The 21,159-nt window shown below is 71.1% G+C and carries 18 protein-coding genes; 6 read left to right on the forward strand and 12 right to left on the reverse strand.

The features are described 5' to 3' along the window. Nucleotides 1–34 precede the first annotated feature (34 nt). Nucleotides 35–1,645, reverse strand: a complete 1,611-nt coding sequence (locus VIM26_RS07345; protein ID WP_331949697.1) for a CYTH and CHAD domain-containing protein — start codon at nucleotides 1,643–1,645, stop codon at nucleotides 35–37. A 54-nt stretch (nucleotides 1,646–1,699) separates the two neighbouring features. After that, nucleotides 1,700–2,389: an alpha/beta hydrolase gene (locus VIM26_RS07350; protein ID WP_331949698.1), complete on the reverse strand. Its 690-nt coding sequence runs from the start codon at nucleotides 2,387–2,389 to the stop codon at nucleotides 1,700–1,702. On the opposite strand from VIM26_RS07350, the gene VIM26_RS07355 reads away from it, so the two are divergent. Both VIM26_RS07355 and VIM26_RS07360 read left to right on the forward strand, forming a co-directional pair. Beyond that, nucleotides 2,307–2,546: a TetR family transcriptional regulator gene (locus VIM26_RS07355; RefSeq protein ID WP_331949699.1), complete on the forward strand. Its 240-nt coding sequence runs from the start codon at nucleotides 2,307–2,309 to the stop codon at nucleotides 2,544–2,546. The two genes, VIM26_RS07350 and VIM26_RS07355, sit on opposite strands and share 83 nt — an antisense overlap. Beyond that, nucleotides 2,518–2,703, forward strand: coding sequence for a hypothetical protein (locus VIM26_RS07360; RefSeq protein ID WP_331949700.1), 186 nt, complete (start codon nucleotides 2,518–2,520; stop codon nucleotides 2,701–2,703). The genes VIM26_RS07355 and VIM26_RS07360 overlap by 29 nt, the downstream gene beginning before the upstream one ends. Before the next feature lie 85 nt (nucleotides 2,704–2,788). Here the strand turns inward: VIM26_RS07360 and VIM26_RS07365 are convergent, their stop codons facing one another. From VIM26_RS07365 to VIM26_RS07410, 10 genes are all read right to left on the reverse strand, one after another. After that, the gene (locus VIM26_RS07365) at nucleotides 2,789–4,909 is read right to left on the reverse strand and encodes an EAL domain-containing response regulator (protein WP_331949701.1); all 2,121 of its coding nucleotides are present in this window, start codon (nucleotides 4,907–4,909) and stop codon (nucleotides 2,789–2,791) included. Beyond that, nucleotides 4,906–5,319: a response regulator gene (locus tag VIM26_RS07370; RefSeq protein WP_331949702.1), complete on the reverse strand. Its 414-nt coding sequence runs from the start codon at nucleotides 5,317–5,319 to the stop codon at nucleotides 4,906–4,908. Before VIM26_RS07370 ends, VIM26_RS07365 begins: the two co-directional genes overlap by 4 nt. A 12-nt stretch (nucleotides 5,320–5,331) precedes the next feature. After that, on the reverse strand, nucleotides 5,332–8,202 hold the full coding sequence (locus VIM26_RS07375; RefSeq protein ID WP_331949703.1) for a PAS domain-containing protein: 2,871 nt from the start codon (nucleotides 8,200–8,202) through the stop codon (nucleotides 5,332–5,334). Between the two features lie 118 nt (nucleotides 8,203–8,320). Further along, nucleotides 8,321–10,225, reverse strand: a complete 1,905-nt coding sequence (locus VIM26_RS07380) for an ATP-binding protein (RefSeq protein ID WP_331949704.1) — start codon at nucleotides 10,223–10,225, stop codon at nucleotides 8,321–8,323. 322 nt (nucleotides 10,226–10,547) lie between these two features. Further along, nucleotides 10,548–10,871, reverse strand: a complete 324-nt coding sequence (locus VIM26_RS07385) for an SHOCT domain-containing protein (protein ID WP_331949705.1) — start codon at nucleotides 10,869–10,871, stop codon at nucleotides 10,548–10,550. Between the two features lie 159 nt (nucleotides 10,872–11,030). Continuing rightward, nucleotides 11,031–11,696, reverse strand: a complete 666-nt coding sequence (locus tag VIM26_RS07390) for a response regulator transcription factor (RefSeq protein ID WP_331949706.1) — start codon at nucleotides 11,694–11,696, stop codon at nucleotides 11,031–11,033. Then, nucleotides 11,693–12,886 (reverse strand): sensor histidine kinase, encoded by a 1,194-nt coding sequence (locus tag VIM26_RS07395; protein WP_331949707.1) that lies wholly within the window; start codon nucleotides 12,884–12,886, stop codon nucleotides 11,693–11,695. The genes VIM26_RS07390 and VIM26_RS07395 overlap by 4 nt, the downstream gene beginning before the upstream one ends. A gap of 636 nt (nucleotides 12,887–13,522) precedes the next feature. Then, on the reverse strand, nucleotides 13,523–13,993 hold the full coding sequence (locus VIM26_RS07400) for a hypothetical protein (protein WP_331949708.1): 471 nt from the start codon (nucleotides 13,991–13,993) through the stop codon (nucleotides 13,523–13,525). After that, nucleotides 13,990–14,619: an imidazoleglycerol-phosphate dehydratase HisB gene (gene hisB / locus VIM26_RS07405; protein ID WP_331949709.1), complete on the reverse strand. Its 630-nt coding sequence runs from the start codon at nucleotides 14,617–14,619 to the stop codon at nucleotides 13,990–13,992. Before hisB ends, VIM26_RS07400 begins: the two co-directional genes overlap by 4 nt. Beyond that, complete coding sequence (locus VIM26_RS07410) at nucleotides 14,616–15,710, reverse strand: histidinol-phosphate transaminase (RefSeq protein ID WP_331949710.1); 1,095 nt, start codon at nucleotides 15,708–15,710, stop codon at nucleotides 14,616–14,618. Before VIM26_RS07410 ends, hisB begins: the two co-directional genes overlap by 4 nt. 251 nt (nucleotides 15,711–15,961) lie before the next feature. Between VIM26_RS07410 and VIM26_RS07415 the strand changes: the two genes are divergently transcribed. The 4 genes from VIM26_RS07415 to VIM26_RS07430 all read left to right on the forward strand — a co-directional run bounded on the left by VIM26_RS07415 (nucleotide 15,962) and on the right by VIM26_RS07430 (nucleotide 20,525). Then, the gene (locus VIM26_RS07415; RefSeq protein ID WP_331949711.1) at nucleotides 15,962–16,765 is read left to right on the forward strand and encodes a CoA transferase subunit A; all 804 of its coding nucleotides are present in this window, start codon (nucleotides 15,962–15,964) and stop codon (nucleotides 16,763–16,765) included. Between the two features lies 1 nt (nucleotide 16,766). Continuing rightward, entirely contained in the window at nucleotides 16,767–17,435 is a 669-nt protein-coding gene (locus VIM26_RS07420; RefSeq protein WP_331949712.1) for a 3-oxoacid CoA-transferase subunit B, read from the forward strand. Then, entirely contained in the window at nucleotides 17,432–18,622 is a 1,191-nt protein-coding gene (locus VIM26_RS07425) for an acetyl-CoA C-acetyltransferase (protein ID WP_331949713.1), read from the forward strand. Before VIM26_RS07420 ends, VIM26_RS07425 begins: the two co-directional genes overlap by 4 nt. 70 nt (nucleotides 18,623–18,692) lie before the next feature. Continuing rightward, nucleotides 18,693–20,525, forward strand: a complete 1,833-nt coding sequence (locus VIM26_RS07430; RefSeq protein WP_331949715.1) for a sigma-54-dependent Fis family transcriptional regulator — start codon at nucleotides 18,693–18,695, stop codon at nucleotides 20,523–20,525. Nucleotides 20,526–21,159: the final 634 nt, after the last annotated feature.

Consider the following 21,159-nt stretch of genomic DNA (forward strand, 5'->3'; position numbering starts at 1 on the left):
GCGATCCACGAAACCACCGTCTGGACCGCTTCGCCTAGTACATCCAGCGTCGGCGTCGGACCGACGAGACGCGGGCCCAGGCGGCCGGCAGCCGGTTCTCGATGCGCTCGGCGCGCGCCTGCTCGAGGGCGTGCAGCCGGCCGTAGCTGAACACGTTCTCGCCGTCGAGGTGGGCCTGGACCGCCGCACGTTGCAGGGTCGCGCGCAGCTCGACGTAGTCGTGGTGGTGGCCGAGCAGGGTCTGCAAGGTCTTGGCGGCCTGCGCGAACTTCTCGGCCTGCCGGCCCACTGACGGAACGAGCGCCTCCGCAGCGTGCCGCGCCCGCTTGGCGCGTCGATGGGCCTCGTGCAGCAGGCGGTCGCGGTTCGGGCCGGCCGGCACGTCGCGGGCGGCCTCGTAGGCGTGGGCCAGCTGTTCCCACTCGTGGCGGACCTGCAGCGGCAGCACGCGCGTGGCGCGCTCGGCGGCGAGCTTGGTGAACGGCGGCGCGTCCACCAGGTCGTCGAGTGCGTCGAGGAGCTGGAAGTAGCGCGGCGAGTCCAGCGCCTCGCGCACCTGGTCGAGCGCGACCGCGAGCGCGTCGGCGCGGTCGCGGTCCAGGTGCCTGGCGACCGAGACCGGGATCAGTTCGGCCGGCTCCCCGGCGACGAGCGCGGCGAGCCGCTCGCGCGACACGTCGGCGTCGTGCGCCGCCCCGAGCAGCGCGGCCAGCCAGCCGAGCTCGACCCGCACCGCCTCGCTGCGGGTGCGCACGAGCAGCGGACGGAACGTCGCGAGCGCGTTGCGCAGCCGCCCGACGGCGACGCGGAACTGGTGCACCGCGTCCGGCTGGCCCCGGCGGACCCGCGGGTCGCGGGAGAGCAGCAGGTCGCGCACCGCACGCAGGTGCTCTGTGAGGACGGCTGCGGCGGAGCGCGGGTCGGGCACGGTGCCAGGGCCACCAGCTGCAGGTCCAGTGGCGGGCTCGGTGGCGGGCTCGTTAGCGGGTTCGGTGACGGCTTCGGTGCCGGATTCGCTGCCCGCGCCGCCGTCCGCCGCGACGAGCCGGTCACCGAGTGCGCGCGCGAGCTTCGAGGTCCACGCGGGCACGGCGCCGCCGCCCGCCTTGAGCCGCAGGACCGCCGCCGCGAGCAGGTCCCGGTCGCCGTCGACCAGCTCGACCTCCCACTCCCGCCAGGCGTCGACGACGTCGTCGCCGGCACCGGGGGCCCGCGACGTAACCGCGTCGTCGGCCACCTCGGCGAGGACGCGGTCGAGCGCGTCGCGCAGCCGGTACACGGTGCGCCGGCTCTGCAGCTCGACGACGGGCTCCAGCTGCGACTCACGAACGCGAACCCGCACCACCGCCAGCAGCTCGGCCGGGACGTCGCCGTCCTGCGCCCCGAGCGGCGCGGTCAGCTCGATCCGCTCGTCGGCCGACACCGGCAGCTTGAGGTGCCACCCGGCGTCGGTCCCCCCGGCCCGCCGGCGCAGCGTGGTGCGGGCCCGCGCCAGGCGCAGGTCGGGGGTGTCCCAGTACACGGCGTCGAGCGTGAACTCCTGGGGCGGGTCGACCGCGACCACGCCCGGTAGCCCCGCCAGGTCCGGCATCGCGGCGCCGGGCGGTACCTCGAGCTTGGCCTCGATCTCCCGCTGGGCTCCCATAGTCACAGACCCTACCGACCGCCGCCCTCGGCCAAACCTCCCGGGAATTTCGTGCTAGCTCCGCGCGGTGTTGAACGCCCGCGCCACGAACTCGGCGATGGTGCTGGCGACCTCCGCGGGCGCGGCGACGTTGGCGCTGTGGCCCTGGCCCTTCATCGTCACCCGCTCCGAGGTCGGAAGGGTGTCCTCGAGCGAATCGAGTCGGGCACCGAGATGCGCGGGCGACTTTTCACCGCCGAGCAGCAGCACCGGCATCTCGATCGCCGCGTACTGCTCCAGCCGGTCGCCGAGGTCGCGGATCGCGAGGGTGTCGTCCACCTGGCGCGGCATGCGGCGGCGGAGCGTCCGCGCGAACAGCAGGAATCCCCGGATCAGCCAGGCCTGCGACGCCGGAATCCGGACGATGTCGCGAGTGAAGATCTGGATCGCTCTGCCGGGCTTGCCCGCATCGCTCGCGGCCTGCAGCGCGGCGTTCGCCTCGACCGAGCCGAGCGGAAGGTCGGTCACGACCGGCGCCTCGTGAATCACGGCGCCGGCGAATGCCGCCGGCAGAGCAACCAGCGCCTCGAGAGCAACGACGCCGCCCGAGGAATGCCCGACGACGATCATCGGCTCGGCGATCGCCCGGGCGATCGCGACGACGTCCAGGACCTCGTCGGCGATGGTGGCCGGCGACGACCGCGCTCCCCTCACTCGGGCGTCCATCGTCGCCATGTGCCTCGACGTGCTGGACGAGGTCGGCATCGACGGGCTCACCGTCCGCCTGCTGGCGGGCAGGCTCGGCGTGAAGTCTCCGGCGCTCTACTGGCACCTTCGCAACAAGCAGGAACTGCTCGACGCCATGGCCGACTTCGTCGTCCATGGCGGCCGGCATGGGGCCGCCGCAGGGACGCGACGGTGAAGCGGCGTTCACCGGACTGGCCGCCCTGCTCAGGCGCGGCGAGGACTCGCCCTTCCTCCGGAACCTGACGGACGGCGCCTTCCCCAACGGCCCGGCGATGTTCGAGCACGGCGTGCGGGTCATCATCGCCGGGACCGAGTCCGAGCTGTCGCGCTAGGGTCGGCGCGCCGGGGCTGAGAGCTCTTCGCTGCAAACTAGCCCTCTGTTACCGCTGACCGCCCGGCTTCGACCTGAGACCCGCCCTAATCGTCGGGCGCCGGCAGGATGGTCTGGGCAAGCAGCAGCCGCTCGAGCTCCGCCGCGGGCAGCGGGGGACTGAAGTAGTAGCCCTGGACCTGGTCGCACTCGTGGCGTCGCAGGTACTCCAGCTGAGGAGCGGTCTCGACGCCTTCGGCGATCACCTCCAGGTCGAGGCTGTGGCCTATTCGGATGATCGCCAAGGTGATGGCATCGTCGTCCGTGCTGTGGGTGACCTCGCGGATGAAGCTGCCGTCGATCTTGAGCTTGTCGATCGGGAACCGGCGCAGATAGGCGAGGCTGGAGTAGCCCGTCCCGAAGTCGTCGATGGAGATCTGCACGCCGGCGGACTTCAGGTTCCGCAGGATCGCGATCGTGCGGTCGGTGTTCGTCATCAGCGAGGTCTCGGTCATCTCCAGCTCGAGCAGCCCGGCCGGTACCTCAGAGGTTTCCAGCGCGCGCAGGACGTCAGCCTCCAGATCACCGTTGACGAACTGGCGCGGCGAGACGTTCACGGATACCTGGAACGGGCCGATCCCCCGCCGTATCCAGTCCCTGATCTGTTCGCATGCTGCGGCGATGACCCAGCGGCCGACGTCGGAGATGAGGCCGGACTCCTCGAGCGCGTAGACGAAATCGTCCGGCAGGACCAGTCCGCGGCCCGGCCTGTTCCATCGCAGCAACGCTTCCAGGCCGACCACGTGGCCACCTCTGAGCTGCACCTTCGGCTGGTAGTGCAGGACGAACTCGCCGTTCTTGACCGCCTGCCGCAGTGCGGTCTCCAGCTCGAGGCGACGCAACACCTCGATGTTCATCTCACTGGTGAAGAACCGGAAGGTATCGCGCCCCGCCTGCTTCGCCTTGTACATGGCCGTGTCGGCGTACCTGATGAGGGTCTCGGCGTCGGTCGCGTCGTCGGGGTGCAGCGTGATGCCGACACTGGCGGTCACCGTCACGTCATGGCCCAGCAGCTGGAAGGGCTCCTGCAAGGCCGTGCGGATCTTTGTGGCGACGACGGTCGCATCGTGGCGGTCGTGCATCGCCAGGATCATCCCGAACTCATCCCCACCGAGCCGCCCCACGGTGTCGCGGACCCGCACACAGCTGATCAGCCGGTCGCTGACCTGGACCAGGAGCTCGTCGCCGATCGCGTGGCCGTGGGTGTCGTTGACCTTCTTGAAGCCGTCGAGGTCCAGGAAGAAGACGGCGATGGTCTGCCCGAGGGGCGCGGCATGAGCCAGGGCTTTGGTGAGCGTCTCGTAGAACAGGGCGCGGTTCGGCAGGCCGGTGAGGGCGTCGTAGTGAGCCAGGTGCCGCAGACGGATCTCCGTCTCGGCGCGTTCGGTGATGTCGCGCAGGACGACGACGATGAGGATCGAGTCGGTTCCGGTGCGCTGAGCATGCCGGTGGACCTCGACCGGGACGGTGGAACCGTCTTTTCGGCGCGCTGTCTCGGTCGACTCGGTGGGCCGTTGACCCGCGATGATCGTGTCGTACAGGGCCTCGAGCTCATCGCGCGAAAGTGACTTCACCTCCGCCGGGCCGAGCTCGAGCAGCTCCTCGCGGGAGTAGCCCAGCATCTGGGTCGCGGTCGTGTTGACCTCGACGAACCGCATGGTGGTGCGGTCGACGAGGAGGATCGCGTCGCCCGTGGCATCCAGCGCCGTCCGGAAGCGCTGCAGGTCCGCGGTGCGCGCTTGTACCTCTGCCTCGAGCGTCGCCCGGTGGTTCTCGAGCTGGTCGCCGAGCTCCTTCAGCCGCAGGAGGTTGCGCACGCGAAGCCACAGCTCGGCCCGGTCGATGGGCTTCGTGAGGAAGTCCTCCGCCCCCGCGGCCAGCGCCAGCAGACGTGCCTCGCGGTCGGTCCGTGCCGTCACCATGATGATCGGGATGTTGCGGGTCGCCGGGTCGGCCTTGACTGCGGCGGCCACCTGCCGCCCGTCGATCCCGGGCATCATGGCGTCCAGCAGGATCAGGTCCGGCGGATTCTCCGCGATGCGCGCCAGCGCTTCGGTGCCGGTGGCGGCCATCGGCGTGTTGTACCCCTCGGGTCCGAGCAGGGCCTGGAGCAGCCGACGGTTCCGGATCTCGTCATCGACGATGAGGATGGTGGCCGGGTCCTTCATGTCAGCCGCGGCACGGGAGACGCTCCCTGTGTGGCGGGCGGCTCGCGCTCCGGCAGAAGGCGTTCCACGGCCGCGTAGAGCTCCTTGTACCGCAGGGGCTTGACGAGATACGCGTCACAACCGGCGCTCCGGCTGCGTTCCTCGTCCGCCTTCATCGCCAGCGCGCTCAGAGCGATGATCGGGATCGACGCCGTGGCGGGGTCATGCTTCAGCAGCGTTGTCGCTGCAAGGCCGTCTATGCCCGGCAACTGGATGTCCATGAGGATCAGGTCGGGATGCTCTCCGCGCGCCAGCCGCAGCCCCGTCTCCGCGTCGATCGCGCACAGCACGCTGTGACCGGCGCTGTGCAGGAGCAGCGTGGTCAGCCTCATGTTCGCCGGGTGGTCCTCGACGACTAGCACCGTGGCCATCTGATGCGCCCTCTAGTGCTTCGCCAGGGCGCGCCGGACCTCGGCCATGAAGTCGTCGCGGTTGAACCCGGCCTTCTCGAGGATGCGGACGACGCGACTCGGCGCATCGTCAAAGGCCTGACGGTCCCGTGCTGTGATGTCCTTGACTGTGACGATCAGGATCGGGATGCTGGCCGTGCCGAGCTCGGATTTCAGTGCATGGACTACATCGAACCCGTTCACCTCTGGCATGACCAGGTCGAGCACGATGAGATCGGGCCTCAGCCGCGTCGCCAGGACGATGGCCTCTTGTCCTCCGTAGGCACGCACCGTCGCGTAGGCGGGGCTGGGTAGGTACGCGGCGATCTGCTCCACCATTTTGGGATCGTCGTCCACGACCAGCACGGTGCGGGTCTCGTTCCGCATGTCGTGGAAGCCCAGCTCGGCCAGCGTCATCCTGAGCTCGATGCGGGTGATCGGCTTCTGCAGGACGGCGGCCGCGCCTGCGTCCAGCGCCACCAGTCGACCGTCGGACGTGCCGGAGATGATGACGACCGGCACGTGGCTCAGGGCGGTGACCTGATGGATTTCGGCAAGAAACTCCCACCCGTCGATCCCCGGCAGCTGGATGTTCAGGGCGATGAGGTCGAGGCCCCTCTGCGGCGCCAGCTGGAGCGCCTCCTCGGCGCTGCGGGCGCGCAGGACGGTGAAGCCCTCGGCCTCGAGCAGGGTGTGCACCAGGTCCGCGGCGATGTCGTCGTCCTCGACCACGAGTGCGACGAGCGCCCTGGACTCAAGTGCTGAGCCCGTCTCCACGTGGACGGTGCGGTGCTCGACCGAGGCGGGCCGGCTGCCCATTCGAAGGGGTATCCAGGCCGCGAAGCACGTCCCTTGGCCCGGTTTGCTGGCCACGGCCACGCTGCCGCCGAGGAGTTCCGTCATCTGCTTGACCATCGCCAGGCCCAGGCCGGTGCCCTCGAACTTGCGCGCCAGGCCGGAGTCGATCTGGGTGAACGCCTGGAACAGCTTGGTCATGTTCTCCTCGGAGATGCCGATGCCGCCATCGGTCACGCGGACCTCCAGGAAGTCGCTGAACTCGTTGCCGGCCAGCGCGAAGCTGTGCACGGGCCACGGGCCGTCCAGCATGCCGACAGAGCGTCGCGGGACGCGCCGGGCGCGCAGCGAGACGCGACCACCCTCGTTGGAGAACTTCACCGCGTTGGAGAGCAGGTTGTAGACGATCTGCTTGGTCTTGCGCACGTCCAGATCGGTGACGCCGAGGCCCTCGTCCAGCTCGAGGTCGAGACCGATACGCCGCGTCGCCGCGCTCTCGCGCACGATGGCCAGGGAGCTGGACAGGAGCGTGCTCACCTCCGCCTCCTCCAGCTCGAGGTTCATCATCCCGGCCTCGATCTTGGAGAGGTCCAGGATGTCGTTGATCAGCGAGAGCAGGTGGTGGCCGCTGGTGAAGATGTCTCCGACGTACTCCTGCTGGCTCTCGGTCAGCTCGCCCAGGATGCCGTCGCGCAGGGCCTCGGAGAACCCGATCACCGAGTTCAGGGGCGTACGCAGCTCGTGCGACATCGTCGCCAGGAACTCCGACTTCATCCGGCTCGCGTGCTCCAGCTCGATGTTCTTCTCCAGCAGCGTGCGCTCGATTCGTCGGCGGTCGGTCACGTCGCGTGCGGCGGCGAACACGCCCAACAGACTGTCGTGCTGGTCGTGGATCGTGGTCGCGTTGTATGACACGTAGGTCTCCTCGCCATCGCGGGCGCGGACCGTCAGCTCGTAGTCGCTCACCTTGCGCTCCGCGAGCACCCGCGCGATGGCAGCGTCGGCCCGGGCCGGGTCGGTGAAGAAGTCCCGGCACGGGGTACCGATCAGCTCGGCGCGGGTGCGCCCGGTCAGGGTCATCATCTGCTGGTTGACGTCGGTGATGATGCCCTGGGGGTCGGTCGTCATCAGCGCATCGACGTTGGACTCGATCAGCGAGCGCGTGTAGAACTGCTGCTCCCGCAAATGCTGATCCAGGAGCGCCCGGGCCTTCTCGATCTCCTTGCCGGCGGTGTTGTCGGTGCCGATCAGCAGGTAGCCGATGATGGTGTCCTGCTCGTCGCGGAGCGCGGTCACCGAGACGATGGCCGGGAAGCGGTAGCCGTCCTTGCGGACGTAGGTGAGCTCGTAGGTGTCCTCGATACCGCGTTTGGCCTTGAAGACGAGGGCCTCGAATCCGGGTGCGATCGGGGTGTCCGCCTCGGCGCTGAGCTCGGCGGCTCGTTTGATGAGTTCCTGGGGGTCGGAGATGTCCGCGGGAGTGAGCTTGTTCACGACGTCGGCGGCCGCGTACCCGAGCATCCGCTCGGCGCCCACGTTGAAGATCTGGATGACGCCCTGTTCGTCGGTCGCCATCTGCCAGAAGTACGCGCTGTTGTAGATGGCACCCGACAACGCACCGCTGGCCTTGCCGGCGGTGTTGTCGGTGCCGATCAGCAGGTAGCCGATGATGGTGTCCTGCTCGTCGCGGAGCGCGGTCACCGAGACGATGGCCGGGAAGCGGTAGCCGTCCTTGCGGACGTAGGTGAGCTCGTAGATGTCCTCGATACCGCGTTTGGCCTTGAAGACGAGGGCCTCAAATCCGGGCGCGATCGGGGTGTCCGCCTCGGCACTGAGCTCGGCGGCTCGTTTGATGAGTTCCTGGGGGTCGGAGATGTCCGCGGGAGTGAGCGTGTTCACGACGTCGGCGGCCGCGTACCCGAGCATCCGCTCGGCGCCCACGTTGAAGATCTGGATGACGCCCTCTTCGTCGGTCGCCATCTGCCAGAAGTACGCGCTGCTGGAAATCGCGCCCAACAGTGCCTCTCGCGTCTTGAGCGGCTTGTGGCTACCCACGTCCTCGATCGTCATTGCGAGCACCAACCCAAACCGACCAGTTCCCCCCGGTCAGGCTGACCTGCCCCGAAGCCATTCTGAGCGGCGTCGTCGTCTCCGAGCACCGGGATCTCTGGCTTGCTGCTCATCATCATCACCTACGGATCGTCTGTTCGTGCAGGGCATGGACCGGGAGGGTGAAGGTCATGGTGGTGCCGCCGCCGGGGGTGCTGCAAGCCCAGATCTCGCCGCCCTGCCGTTCGATCAGGTCCTGGCAGATGAACAGGCCGAGACCGAGACCGTTTCGGCTCTCCTCGCCGTTGTGGTCGACCTGGAAGAACTGCTCGAAGATGTGTTCGGCGTCCTGCGGAGCAATGCCGCGACCGGTGTCGCGCACGCTCACGCGAACGTAGCCGTCCTGCTGAACCGCCTCGACCAGGATCTGCCCGCCCCGTGGCGTGAACTTCAGTGCGTTGTCGAGCAGATTGGTGAGTACCTCTCGAACCCGATCCGGGTCGGCGAACACCGGCGGCAGGTCGCCGTACTCCAGGCTCAAGGTGATGTGGTGCCTCTTCGCGGTCCAGATGCAGCCCGCCGTGGCCTCGGTGAGCACGTCGCCCAGCGCCAACGCGCGGCAGTCGACCACCGTCCGGCCGCTCTCGGCCCGGCTCACCTCGAGCAGATCGTCGATCATGACCTCGAGCTGCCCGACGTTGCGCATCGCCACCGTGAGCAACTCGTCCTGGTCCCCGGTCAGCGGGCCGCCGACACCGTCGGCCAGCAGCGAAACGAACTGGTGCACGACCGTCAGCGGTGATCTCAGCTCGTGCGAGACGTGCGAGAGGAACTGGTCCTGCCGCGCCTTGGCGGCATGCCGGTCGGTGACGTCCCTCCAGGTGAGCGTCAGCCCGTCGCCGGCTCGCGCGGCGCGAAGGTCGTAACGGTGCTCGGCGCCGCCCCCCGGGACAGCCCGGGCGAAAGCGACGTCGTCGAGCACGAGGGGTTCACCGCTCTCGACGACGTGCCGGTAGGACTCCAGCAGGCCCGCCTCGTGGCCGGGACTCAGGTCGAGCAGCCGGGCCCCGATCAGGTCCCGGTAGGTCACGCGATTGAAGGCACACGCCGCCGGATTGGCGTCGGCGTGCACGAAGTCCACGATCTGCCCGGTCGCGTCGCGGACCGAGTTCAGCAGGACATGGGGATCCAGCAGGGAGTCCACGGTCGCACGGAGGTTCGCCAGGGCTGCCGCGCGGCCCGCCAGCACCTCTTCTCGCGCGGTGATGTCGCGCAGGACGACGACGATCGTGGTCGGGTCGGCTCCGGTGCGCGGGGCGTGGCGGTGGACCTCGACGGGGAGGGTGGAGCCGTTCTTTCGGCGCGCCGTCTCGGTCGACTCGGTGGGCCGTCGACCCGCGATGATCGTGCCGTACAGGGCCTCCAGCTGATCATCTGACCCCGGTTCCAGGTCTGCCGGGCCGAGGTCGAGCAGCTCCTCGCGGGAGTAGCCCAGCATCTGCGTCGCGGTCGCGTTGACCTCGATGAACCGCATGGTGGCGCGGTTCACGAGGAGGATCGCGTCGCCCGTGGCATCCAGCGCCGTCCGGAAGCGCTGCAGGTCCGCGGTGCGCGCCTGCACCTGCGCCTCCAGTGTCGCCCGGTGGTTCTCGAGCAGGTCGCCGAGCTCCTTCAGCCGCAGCAGGTTACGCACCCGAAGCCACAGCTCGGCCCGGTCGATGGGCTTCGTGAGGAAGTCCTCCGCCCCCGCAGCCAGCGCCGCCAACCGGTCCTCGCGGTCGGACTGTGCCGTCACGATGATGATCGGGATGTTGCGGGTCGCCGGGTCGGCCTTGAGTGCGGCGGCCACCTGCCGCCCGTCGATCCCGGGCATCATGACGTCCAGCAGGATCAGGTCCGGCGGGTTCTCCGCGATGCGCGCGAGGGCTTCCATGCCGCTGGCGGCCGTACGCGTGGTGTATCCCTCGGGTCCGAGCAGGGTCTGGAGCAGTCGGCGGTTCTGGTTCTCGTCATCGACGATGAGGATGGTCGCCGGGGTCGTCATGTCAGCCGCGGCCCGGGAGACGCTGCCAAAATAACGAACAACTCACACTCGCACCAGAGGCGTCGTCCCATCTGTCGGCACCGGCTCCGAAGGGGTCCGGTGCCCCCACCACCACCCCCCCCCCCACGTTTCCAGAACTGGTCCGCGTTGTTCTTGGCCCTCCACCATGACCCGCCCTTTCGCCGAGCGGCCGCCAACGGACCACTGTGGGTGGGCTATCGGCGCATAACGGACCCAACGCTAGTCCCAGATGCGCCGAATCGGGGTTTTTGGCCCCCATGGCGGCCGCGCCGGCGTCCGATGCCGGGCAGCCGCTGCCGAACTACGGCTGACGCGGAGGCTCGGCCGCGATCAGGACCTCGAGCCGGGCGCGGTACTCCGCCTCGTCGATCTCGCCGCGAGCGAAGCGCTCGGCGAGGACGGCTCGGGCCGAACGGCTCGACCCCGCCCACGGACCGCCGTGGCCCTGCGACGGGCCGCCCCACGGTCCCGCGCCGTGCCAGGCCCGGCGGCGGCGGGAGACCGTGATCAGGATCGCGGCGATCGCGAGCAGCCAGAACAACGGGAAGATCAGGAACCAGGGGCCCGGGCCCCAGCCGTAGACGACGTGCGCCGGGGCTGCGGCGGCGAGGGTGACAACAAGCATGAGGAACCTCCGATAACGATGTCCGCGGCCTGTCGGCCGCACCTATTCATCGTTGGTGACGGGGCCGGTCGGCGTCGTCCTCCGGGCGGAGCGTTCGTACCGCTGCGCGCGGAGCGTCCGCGGCCGTTCGCGCGGGCTTTCGGCTCGAGATCGGCGGTGCTACGTCGCCCAGCGGGGCCGCACGATGCCCGACTCGTAGGCCGCCACGACCAGCTGGGCCCGGTCCCGGGCGCCGGTCTTGGCCATCGCGCGCAGCACGTGGGTCTTGACGGTGAGCGGGCTGAGGAACATCCGCTGCCCGATCTCATCGTTCGAGAGCCCCTCCCCCACCAGCACGAACACCTCACGCTCACGCGGCGTGAAGTCCTCGACCCCGCGCACCGGCACGACGTCGCGGGTGGCCTCGGCGACCCGGGCCAGCAGCCGGCGGGTCACCGTCGGCGACAGCAGCGCGTCGCCCGCGGTGGCCACCCGCACGGCCCGCAGCAGGTCCGCCGGCTCGGTGTCCTTCACCAGGAACCCGCTCGCGCCGGCCCGGATCGCCTCGATCACGTACTCGTCGAGCTCGAACGTGGTCACCACGACGACGTGCACCGCGTGCGCCCTCGGGTCCGCGACGATCTGCCGGGTCGCGGCCAGGCCGTCCAGGCCGGGCATGCGGATGTCCATCAGGATGACGTCGGGCAGCAGCTCCAGGGTGCGGCGCACGGCTTCGGCACCGGTCCCCGCCTCGGCGACCACGGTGATGTCGTCCTCGGCGTCGAGCAGGGCGCGGAAACCGGCCCGGACGAGCGCCTGGTCGTCGGCCACGATCACCCGGATCACGGCGCGGCCCGCAGCGGCAGCCAGGCGCGCACGGTGAATCCGCCGGCCGGATCGGGCCCGACGGCGAGCCGCCCGCCCGCCGCCTCGACCCGCTCGCCCATGCCGAGCAGCCCGAACCCGGGCGACGCGGCCGGCACGCGAGCCGGGCCGTCGTCGTGCACCACGACCTCGAGGCCGGCGGGCTCGACGGCGAGCGTGACGCGCGCCGAGGTCGCGCTCGAGTGCCGGCGGACGTTGGTGAGCGCCTCCTGGACGAGGCGGTGCACCGTCCGCCCGACGTCGCCCGACGCCCGGGCGGCCGCGTCCGCGATGGCGGACAGGTCCGCGTCGACGTCGAGGCCACCGGCCCGGGCCGCCTCGAGAACCGTGCCGAGCGAGGTCAGCGACGCCTCGGCCGGGGCGCGCGGCGGGGCCTCGCCCTCCGCGCGCAGCACGCCGAGCACGGCGCGCACCTCGTCCAGCGCCTGCCCGCTCGACGCCTTGATCGAGGCCAGCGCCGAGCGCGCCTGCTCCGGGTCGCGGTCCATCAGGTGCAGCCCGACCCCGGCCTGCACGTTGATCGCGGACAGCGAGTGCCCGAGCACGTCGTGCAGCTCCTGGGCGATCCGCAGCCGCTCGGCCGCGACGGCCGTCTGCTCGCGCGCGAACCGGGCGGCCCGCATCTCCTGGAACCGTTCGCGCCGCCCCAGGGACGCCTCCCCGACGGTGAGCGCCACCGCGAGCCACGCGACCGCGACGGTCACCAGCACGATTCCCGGCTGCTCGCCGCGCACCTGCACCGCGCCGAGCACGGCCACCAGCGCGCCCACCGCGGCGGACCGCCCGAGCCAGCGCTGCCCGGTCGAGGCGAGCACCCCGACCAGCGCGATCAGCGGCAGGAAGAACGGCCCCCACGGGTATCCGAGCGCGACGTACCCGGCGGCCGCGCCGACGGCGGCGACGGTCGCGGCGATCGCGACGGCACCCCGGCGTCGAACGACGAGCAGCGCGCCCGGCGTGACGAGCAGCAGCAGGATCCCGACGACGTCGAGCGGGTGGACGGGGTGCTGCCGCAGGCCGGAGATGGCCGTCCCAGCGACGGTGATCGCGCTGAGCACGATGACCGGGGGCAGCGCCCACCGGCGCGTCGGGTGTCGCGGGTAACCGCCACCGTCCCATCCGCGCGCCGACCACGGCGGGGCTACGGGCACGGGTTCACGCTATCGGCATCGCCGCGGAAGTGACCCGCTCCGGACGGACCGTCAACACGCTCCGATCGGACCGGCTCCGCGACTCGCGATCCACGGCGAGCCCCGCGAGTGCGGGACTTCGGCTGCCTCTCGGGCGATTTTGACAGCCAAAGTCCCGCACTCGCGTGAGCTCAGACGCCCGAGCGGGAACTGCTGGCGGCGAGTTCATCGGTTCAGTGCGAGTTCGCCGGGCTGACACAGAGGGCTCGACCGGCGAACTCGCGTGGAAACGACGAACTCGCCGGCGACCAACGTCGGGCGGCGGCCGCCGGCCGACTGCTCGCACGAGACATCCCCGTGCGGCCCGGCGTCGGCACCCGAGCGCCGGCGTCGCCAGACAGGTCAGCGCAGCGGGTCGACGCGTCAGTGCAGCCCTCGGTGCAGCCCTCTGTGCAGCCAAAGTGCACCCAGGGTGCGCGTTCGCTGCACAGAGGGCTGCACAGAGGCCCGCCCATGCCCGACGGCGCGCGAAGCGTCGCCCGCAGCTCCCCCACCCGCGAGTTCGCCCTGTTGAGCCGAGTTCGGCGGGTTCGCGTCCCCGGCGAACTCGCGTCGAATGGGCGATCTCGCGCGCTCGGAACGCCTCGGGAACCGAGCTCAGGCCTTGCGGTTGGCGCGGGCTGCGGTTGCCAGGACCTTCATCGCCTTGAGCCTGGACATCCCGACGCTCGACACCACACCCTCGACCTCGCCGACCGTCGTCGCGCCGATCAGCAGGTCCTCGAGTACCTCCGGCGCGTCGCTCAGCACCAGCCCCGGTGCGAGGTCGTCGCCCTGTTCGCCGTCGAGCCAGCGGGACGCGGAGATCTGCCCCTCGCGGCGCTGGAGCAGCACGATCGGCACGCCCCGCAGCAGCCGCGAGACTGACCCGGCCGCGAGCGCGGGCGCGTCGGCGTCGGTCGCCTTGCAGACCCCGAACGCGCCGACCCGCGACGGCACGGCGTCGAGCTTGATCTTCGCGATCGCGCAGGTGGCCGCGAGCGCCTCGGCGTTCGCGACGGGGGTGAGGATGATCGCGACGCTGACCTCGCCCAGCAGGGCGGACGCGTCGTCGGGCACGCTGCTCACAGGGCGCCCTTCGTCGACGGGATACCGACCACGCGGGCGTCCGGCGCGACCGCGGCGCGCAGCGCCCGGGCCAGCGCCTTGAACTGCGCCTCCACGATGTGGTGCGGGTCGCGACCGGACAGGACCCGGATGTGCAGGCAGATCCCGGCGTGGTGCGCGATCGACTCGAACACGTGCCGCGTGAGCGAGCCGGTGAAGTGGCCGCCGATGAGGTGGTACTCCTGCCCGGCCGGCTCGCCGGTGTGCACGAGGTACGGCCGGCCGGACACGTCCACGACCGCCTGGGCGAGCGCCTCGTCGAGCGGCACGAGCGCGTCCCCGAACCGTGAGATCCCGGACTTGTCGCCGAGCGCCACGCGCAGCGCCTCGCCGATCGCGATCGCGACATCCTCGACCGTGTGGTGCACGTCGATGTGCGTGTCGCCGGTCGCCCGCACGGTGAGGTCGATCAGGGAGTGCTTACCGAGCGCGGTGAGCATGTGGTCGTAGAAGGGCACCGACGTCGAGATGTCCGTGCGCCCGGTGCCGTCCAGGTCGAGCTCGACGAGCACGCTCGACTCCGACGTCGCCCGTTCGATCCGTGCGGACCGTGCACTCACAGCGCCGGCCTCGTTCGCTGTGCTCACAGCGCTGCCACCTCCACCAATGCGTTCCGGAACGCCATCATCTCCTGCTCGGTACCGATCGACACCCGCAGCCACCCCTCGGGCCCGACCTCGCGGATCAGCACCCCGCGGTCGAGCAGACCCTGCCAGATGGCGTGCCGGTCGTCGAACGTCCCGAACAGCACGAAGTTGGCGTCCGTGTCTGCGACCTTCAGGCCCCGCTCGCGCAACCACGTCACCGTCGCGTCGCGCTCGTCGCGCAGCGAGCCGACCTGCGCCATCAGCGCGGGCGCGTGCCGCAGCGCGGCCCGCGCCACCGCCTGGGTCACCCCGGACAGGTGGTACGGCAGCCGGACCACCCGCAGCGCGTCGATAAGCTCGGGCGCGGCGGCGAGGTAGCCCACCCGGGCCCCCGCCAGGCCGAACGCCTTGGACATCGTCCGGCTGACGGCGAGGTGCGGGTACGTCCCGAGCAGCTCGAGCGCCGAGGGCACCCCCGCGCGCCGGAACTCGCCGTACGCCTCGTCCACCACCACGACGCAGCCGCCGGGCACGTCCGCGGCGGCCTTGAGCACCGTCTCGATGGTCGACGTCGGCAGCACCGTCCCGGTGGGGTTGTTCGGGCTCGCGAGCAGCACGACGGACGGCGCCCGGACCTCGATCGCGGCCACGGCGACGTCGGGGTCCAGCGTGAAGTCCTCGGCGCGCTGTCCGGCGAACCAGGTGGTCGAGGTGTCGCGCGCGTACTCGGGGTACATCGAGTAGGTCGGCGCGAAGGAGAGCACCGTCCGCCCAGGGCCGCCGAAGGCCTGCAGCAGGTGCAGCATCACCTCGTTCGACCCGTTCGCGGCCCAGATCTGCTCGGGCACCAGGGCGACCCCGGACTCGGCGAGCAGATAGGCCGCGAGGTCCTCGCGCAGCGCGAGGAAGTCGCGGTCCGGGTAGCGGTTCAGGCCCCGCGCCGCGACGGCGACGTCGGCGGCGATGTCCGCCACGACGTCGTCGGCCAGGGGGTGGGGGTTCTCGTTGACGTTGAGGCGCACCGGCACGTCCAGCTGGGGCGCGCCGTAAGGGATGAGGCCGGCAAGCTCGCGGCGAAGGGGAAGAGGCACGGCGCCGAGTCTAGAAGGGACCGCCGCGGGACCCAACCGTGTCCCGAACTGGGACACATCGCCGCCCGCGACGCGTGGCACGCTCGAATCCGCGGCCCACCCCACGCCGCGGCGCTCCCACATCACCCATCGTCCCCACCAGGTCGCGGCATCGTCGCCGTCACCGCCGCGGTCCACCAGGCACGCCACGTGCCCGGGCGGGCCCGTCGGGGCGGCCGGAGTCCGCGACACGAGCACCGATTGAGGTATCCATGAGCCGGATCGACAAGGTCTTCACGTCCGCCGCCGAGGCGGTCGCCGACATCACGGACGGATCGAGCCTCGCCGTCGGCGGCTTCGGGCTGTGCGGCAACCCGATCGCCCTGATCGAGGCGCTCCTCGCCGGCGGCGCGCGCGACCTGTCGATCGTCAGCAACAACTGCGGCGTCGACGACTGGGGCCTCGGGGTCCTGCTGCGCGCGGGCCGGATCCGCTCCATGACGTCGTCGTACGTCGGAGAGAACAAGGAGTTCGAGCGCCAGTTCCTCTCCGGCGAACTCCAGCTCGAGCTCACCCCGCAGGGGACGCTCGCCGAGAAGCTGCGCGCGGGCGGCTCGGGCATCGCGGCGTTCTGGACCCAGACGGGGGTCGGCACCCAGGTCGCCGAGGGCGGACTGCCCCGCCGGTACGACGGCGCCGGTGGCGTGGCGCTCGCGTCCCCGCCCAAGGAGGTGCGTAGCTTCGCCGTCCGCGGCGTCGAGCGCGAGCACGTCCTGGAGGAGGCCATCACCACCGACTTCGCCCTGGTGCACGCCCAGCGCGGGGACCGCGCGGGCAACCTCGTGTTCCACCGCTCCGCCCGGAACTTCTCCCCGCTCGCCGCGATGGCCGGGCGGATCACGATCGCGCAGGTCGAGCAGCTCGTCGAGCCGGGCGAGATCGACCCCGACGAGGTCCACCTGCCCGGGGTGTATGTGCACCGGGTCGTGGAACTCGGCCCCGACGTCGCCAAACGCATCGAACGTCGCACCGTCCGCACCGTGCGGACCGACGACGACTCGAACAGGAAGGCCTGACATGCCCTGGACCCGCGAGCAGATGGCGGCGCGTGCCGCGCTGGAGCTGGTCGACGGCTCGCACGTCAACCTGGGGATCGGCCTGCCGACCCTCGTCCCGAGCTACGTGCCCGCCCACCTGCACGTGACGCTGCAGTCCGAGAACGGGATCCTCGGCGTCGGGCCGTACCCGACCGACGACGAGGTGGACCCCGACCTGATCAACGCCGGCAAGGAGACCGTGACCGTGCTGCCCGGCGCCGCGTTCTTCGACTCGGCGCTCAGCTTCGGCATGATCCGCGGCGGCAAGATCGAGGCGGCGATCCTCGGCGGGATGCAGGTGTCCCGCGGCGGCGACCTCGCGAACTGGATGATCCCGGGAAAGATGGTCAAGGGCCCCGGCGGCGCGATGGACCTCGTGCACGGGGCGGCCAGGGTGATCGTGCTGATGGAGCACCGCACCCGGGACGGGTCGCCGAAGATCGTCACGCGATGCTCGCTGCCGCTGACCGGACGCGGGGTGGTCGACCGGATCATCACGGACCTCGCGGTGATCGACGTGACGCCCGGCGGGCTCGTGCTGCGCGAACTGGCGCCCGGGGTCGGAGTGCAGGAGGTCCGCGACGCGACCGAGCCCGAGCTGGCCCTCGACGCGGATCTGCGCGTGACCGCCGGGGCGGTGGCACTGTGAACCTCCCCGAGGTCGTCATCGTCTCCGCCGCCCGCACCCCGCAGGGCCGGATCTCCGGCGCGCTGGCCTCGATGACCGCCGTCCAGCTCGGGTCCGTCGCCGTGCGGGCGGCGCTCGAGCGGTCCGGGCTCGACCCGGCCGCGGTCGACGCCGTCGTGCTCGGCCAGGGGCTCCAGGCGGGCGCCGGGCAGAACCCGGCCCGCCAGACGTCGATCGGCGCCGGGATCGGCTGGGACGTGCCGGCGACCACGGTGAACAAGGTGTGCCTGTCCGGGCTCGCGGCGATCATCGAGGGCGCGCGGATGATCCGGCTCGGCGACGCCCACGTCGTGGTCGCCGGGGGCCAGGAGTCGATGACCAACGCCCCGTACCTGCTGCCCGGAGCGCGCACCGGGTGGCGGTACGGCGCAGTGGGCGCGCTCGACCATGCCGACCACGACGCCCTGACCGACGCGTTCGACCACGAGGTGATGGGCGTGTCCACCGAGCGCCACAACAAGCTGCTCGACCTGTCGCGCGAGGTCCAGGACCAGTTCGCGGCCCGGTCCCACCAGCGCGCAGCGGCCGCGTGGGCCGCGGGCGCGTTCGACGCCGAGATCGCCGAGGTCACCGTGCCGCAGCGACGCGGTGCGCCGGTCGTGGTGCGCACCGACGAGGGGATCCGGCCGGACACGACGGCCGCGACCCTCGCGCGCCTGAAGCCGGCGTTCGCCCCGGACGGCACCATCACGGCGGGCAACGCCTCGCCGCTGACCGATGGTGCGGCCGCCGTCGTGCTGACCAGCCGCGCGTACGCGCAGGCACACGGCCTGCGCCCGCTCGCGGTGCTCGGGGCCGCCGGGCAGGTCGCCGGCCCCGACAACTCCCTGCACTCCCAACCGGCCCGCGCGATCAGGGCCGCGCTCGTCCGGGCCGGGTGGACGGCCGACCAGCTCGACCTGGTCGAGCTGAATGAGGCGTTCGCCGCGGTGTCGGTCCAGTCGGCCGCCGAGCTGGGCCTGCCGGCCGACGTCGTCAACATCCACGGCGGCGCCATCGCGCTCGGGCACCCCATCGGCGCCTCGGGCGCCCGGCTCGTGGTGCACATGGCGCACGAGCTCGCGCGCCGCGGGTCCGGCCGGGCCGCCGTCGCGCTGTGCGGCGGCGGCGGTCAGGGGGACGCGCTGCTCCTGCACCTCGGCGAGTGAGGGGCCCGGGGCACGCCCAGGAACCACCCACAGGCCGCACACGTACCCTGGCTCAGACGAAGGAGTCGAGATGTCGCAGGTCACTCAGCGCAGATCCCTGATCGCGGAGGCACGCACCGACTTCCTGAGCCACCGGAGCCCACGGACCGAGGCGGTCACCGACGTCGTGGCCGCCTCGTGGCGGCGGTCGCGGTCGGCCGGGGTGGACGTCGCGATGAGCCGGGCCCAGTTCCACGACGACATCGACGTGGTCGGGCGCCTGGTGCGGTGTTCGGAGCCGGTCATCGCCCGGCTGCGGGACGAGACGGCCGACCTGTCCCTGAGCATCGTGCTCACCGACCACCGCGCGACGATCCTCAGCCGGACCGACACCGACAAGGCGATCGGCACGAAGTTCGACCGCATCCTCCTCGCCCCGGGGTTCGGGTTCGCGGAGAGCTCCGTGGGCACCAACGGCATCGGCACCGTCTTCGAGTCCGGTGCCTCGCTGTGCATCGTGGGGCCCGAGCACTTCACCGAGCACCTGCAACCGTTCGACTGCGCGGGCAGCCCGATCCGCGCACCGTTCTCCGGCCGGGTGGAGGGCGTGCTCGACATCTCGTGCCTGAGCGAGCACTCCAACCCGCTGCTGCATGCCCTGGTGCGGTCCGCCGCCCGGGACATCGAGCACAACCTGCTGCTCGACCGCAGCCAACGCCAACAGGCCCTGTTCGAGGCGTTCGTCCGGCTCGACGCCCGACGGCGCGGCGCCGTGCTGGCGATCGGGGCGCCCGCGGTGATGAGCAACGCCGCTGCCCAGCAGCTGTTCGACCCGGCCGAGCAGCGCACGCTCCAGGACCACGCGCGGTACCTGATGACCGATCGCGGCAAGCCTGCCGACACCATCGAGCTCGCGTCGGGGAAGGTCGTGCAGCTGCGCGGCACCCGGGTCGTCGTCGGGAACGACGTCGTCGGGATCGTCGTCGCGGTCGACATCCTGTCCGAGGCGGTGTCGGGGCAGGGCGCGGCGGCTCCCGTCCCGGCCCACCACGCACCCGACCGGGCGCCGGCGTCGCCGACCCGGGCCATGACCGCGCTCGCGACGGACCACGACGGGAGCTCCCCGCTGTGGCGGCGCGCGTGCGCCGGGATCGTGGACGCCGTCACCTCGAGCCGGCCCCTGCTCGTGATGGGCGAGACCGGGGCCGGGAAGCTGACGCTGATCGGGGACCTGTTCCGGCGCGTCGCACCGGACGGCAAGATCGTCGTCGTCACCTCCCAGGACAAGGGCCGGCTGAGCTACCGCGACCTGCAGGACGGCCTGGGCGAGGTCTCCGTGCGCACCCTTTTCGTCTTCACGAACATCGACCAGCTCGGTGCGGACGCCCGGGACGGCCTCACCGAGCTCCTCCGGGCGGCGGCGGCCAGCGATCGACCGGTCAGCGTCGCCGCCACCCTCCTCGCGGGGCAGCTGGACCTCGACTGCGACTTCGGCGATCTCCTGGCATGTTTTCAGACGGTCGTCACGGTGCCGCCGCTGCGCCACCGGATGGAGGACCTGCCCGGCCTCGTGGCGGGGCTGCTCGCCCACCTGGCCGGCCGGCAGGGGGTCACCCTCAGCGCGTCGGCGCTGCGGGTCGTCGCCGGGTACAGCTGGCCGCGGAACATCCGCCAGCTCAGCGAGGCGCTCGTCTCCGCGCTCCGGAAGCGCCCCGTCGGGGAGATCCAGAACGAGGACCTCCCCGGCTACTGCTACGGCGGCGCCCAGCGCCGGCTGTCCGTGCTCGAGTCGGTGGAACGGGACCTGATCGTCGCCGCGCTGCACGACACGGACGGCAACCGGGTCCAGGCGGCCGCCGCGCTGGGCATCGCCCGGTCCTCGCTCTACCGCAAGCTCAAGTCGTTCCGGATCACCACGGCCTGAGTACGGCTGACAAGGGTGACAGGTCGGGTCAGAAGACTGGGCCGGACGTTGGGGGAACACCAGGAACACCCTCGTTGCACGGCCTCGCGGTAGCGACCCACACCGACGCCAAGACGATTCGCGGCGGGTACGAAAGCACGTCGCGGCCACCGCGCGGGATCACCGACAAGTCCTCTCGACGCTGTGGGTCGAGCCAGAGTGTTCCGAGCGCCGATCGCTGGCCGGGAACACGCCGCCAACGCGGCTGTGAGAGCGCGCGTGGCGAATCACCGAATCTTGGATTCACCCCTGGGCATTCCGCTCGACGTCGCGTTCGTAGCGCAAGAGCTCTGGGTATGGCGGGGACGTACTGTCGGTGCGGGCACCGGTCGGGTGCCAGTCGAGTTTCTCGTAGAACCGTCGACCTCTTCGGTTCCCGGTGAAGACCCTTAGCCAGGCACGCTGAACGCCCCGACTCTGCATCCGATCGAGGACCGCGTCGTGCGCGGTCTGGGCGCAATGGTCGTAACTTAGGACCCCCTGCCAGTCGCCCCCGAGCGGGGATCCTCCTCTGGATCCCGCCTGCGTGGACCTCAAGTTACGTCCATTGCGTGCGGGCCCGCCCCGAGCGGGAGCGATCCAGTTTTGGGAAGGT

Origin of the sequence: Pengzhenrongella sp., assembly GCF_036565025.1 — a bacterium.
Classification (GTDB): Bacteria; Actinomycetota; Actinomycetes; order Actinomycetales; family Cellulomonadaceae; genus Pengzhenrongella.

Coding starts and splice junctions, on each gene's coding strand:
- VIM26_RS07415 (WP_331949711.1), top strand. CDS start 15,962: ATGAGCCGGATCGACAAGGTCTTCACGTCCGCCGCCGAGGCGGTCGCC.
- VIM26_RS07370 (WP_331949702.1), bottom strand. CDS start 5,319: ATGGCCACGGTGCTAGTCGTCGAGGACCACCCGGCGAACATGAGGCTG.
- VIM26_RS07360 (WP_331949700.1), top strand. CDS start 2,518: ATGGGGCCGCCGCAGGGACGCGACGGTGAAGCGGCGTTCACCGGACTG.
- VIM26_RS07350 (WP_331949698.1), bottom strand. CDS start 2,389: ATGCCGACCTCGTCCAGCACGTCGAGGCACATGGCGACGATGGACGCC.
- VIM26_RS07420 (WP_331949712.1), top strand. CDS start 16,767: ATGCCCTGGACCCGCGAGCAGATGGCGGCGCGTGCCGCGCTGGAGCTG.
- VIM26_RS07380 (WP_331949704.1), bottom strand. CDS start 10,225: ATGACGACCCCGGCGACCATCCTCATCGTCGATGACGAGAACCAGAAC.
- VIM26_RS07375 (WP_331949703.1), bottom strand. CDS start 8,202: ATGACGATCGAGGACGTGGGTAGCCACAAGCCGCTCAAGACGCGAGAG.
- VIM26_RS07345 (WP_331949697.1), bottom strand. CDS start 1,645: ATGGGAGCCCAGCGGGAGATCGAGGCCAAGCTCGAGGTACCGCCCGGC.
- VIM26_RS07385 (WP_331949705.1), bottom strand. CDS start 10,871: ATGCTTGTTGTCACCCTCGCCGCCGCAGCCCCGGCGCACGTCGTCTAC.
- VIM26_RS07365 (WP_331949701.1), bottom strand. CDS start 4,909: ATGAAGGACCCGGCCACCATCCTCATCGTCGATGACGAGATCCGGAAC.
- VIM26_RS07355 (WP_331949699.1), top strand. CDS start 2,307: ATGGTGGCCGGCGACGACCGCGCTCCCCTCACTCGGGCGTCCATCGTC.
- VIM26_RS07430 (WP_331949715.1), top strand. CDS start 18,693: ATGTCGCAGGTCACTCAGCGCAGATCCCTGATCGCGGAGGCACGCACC.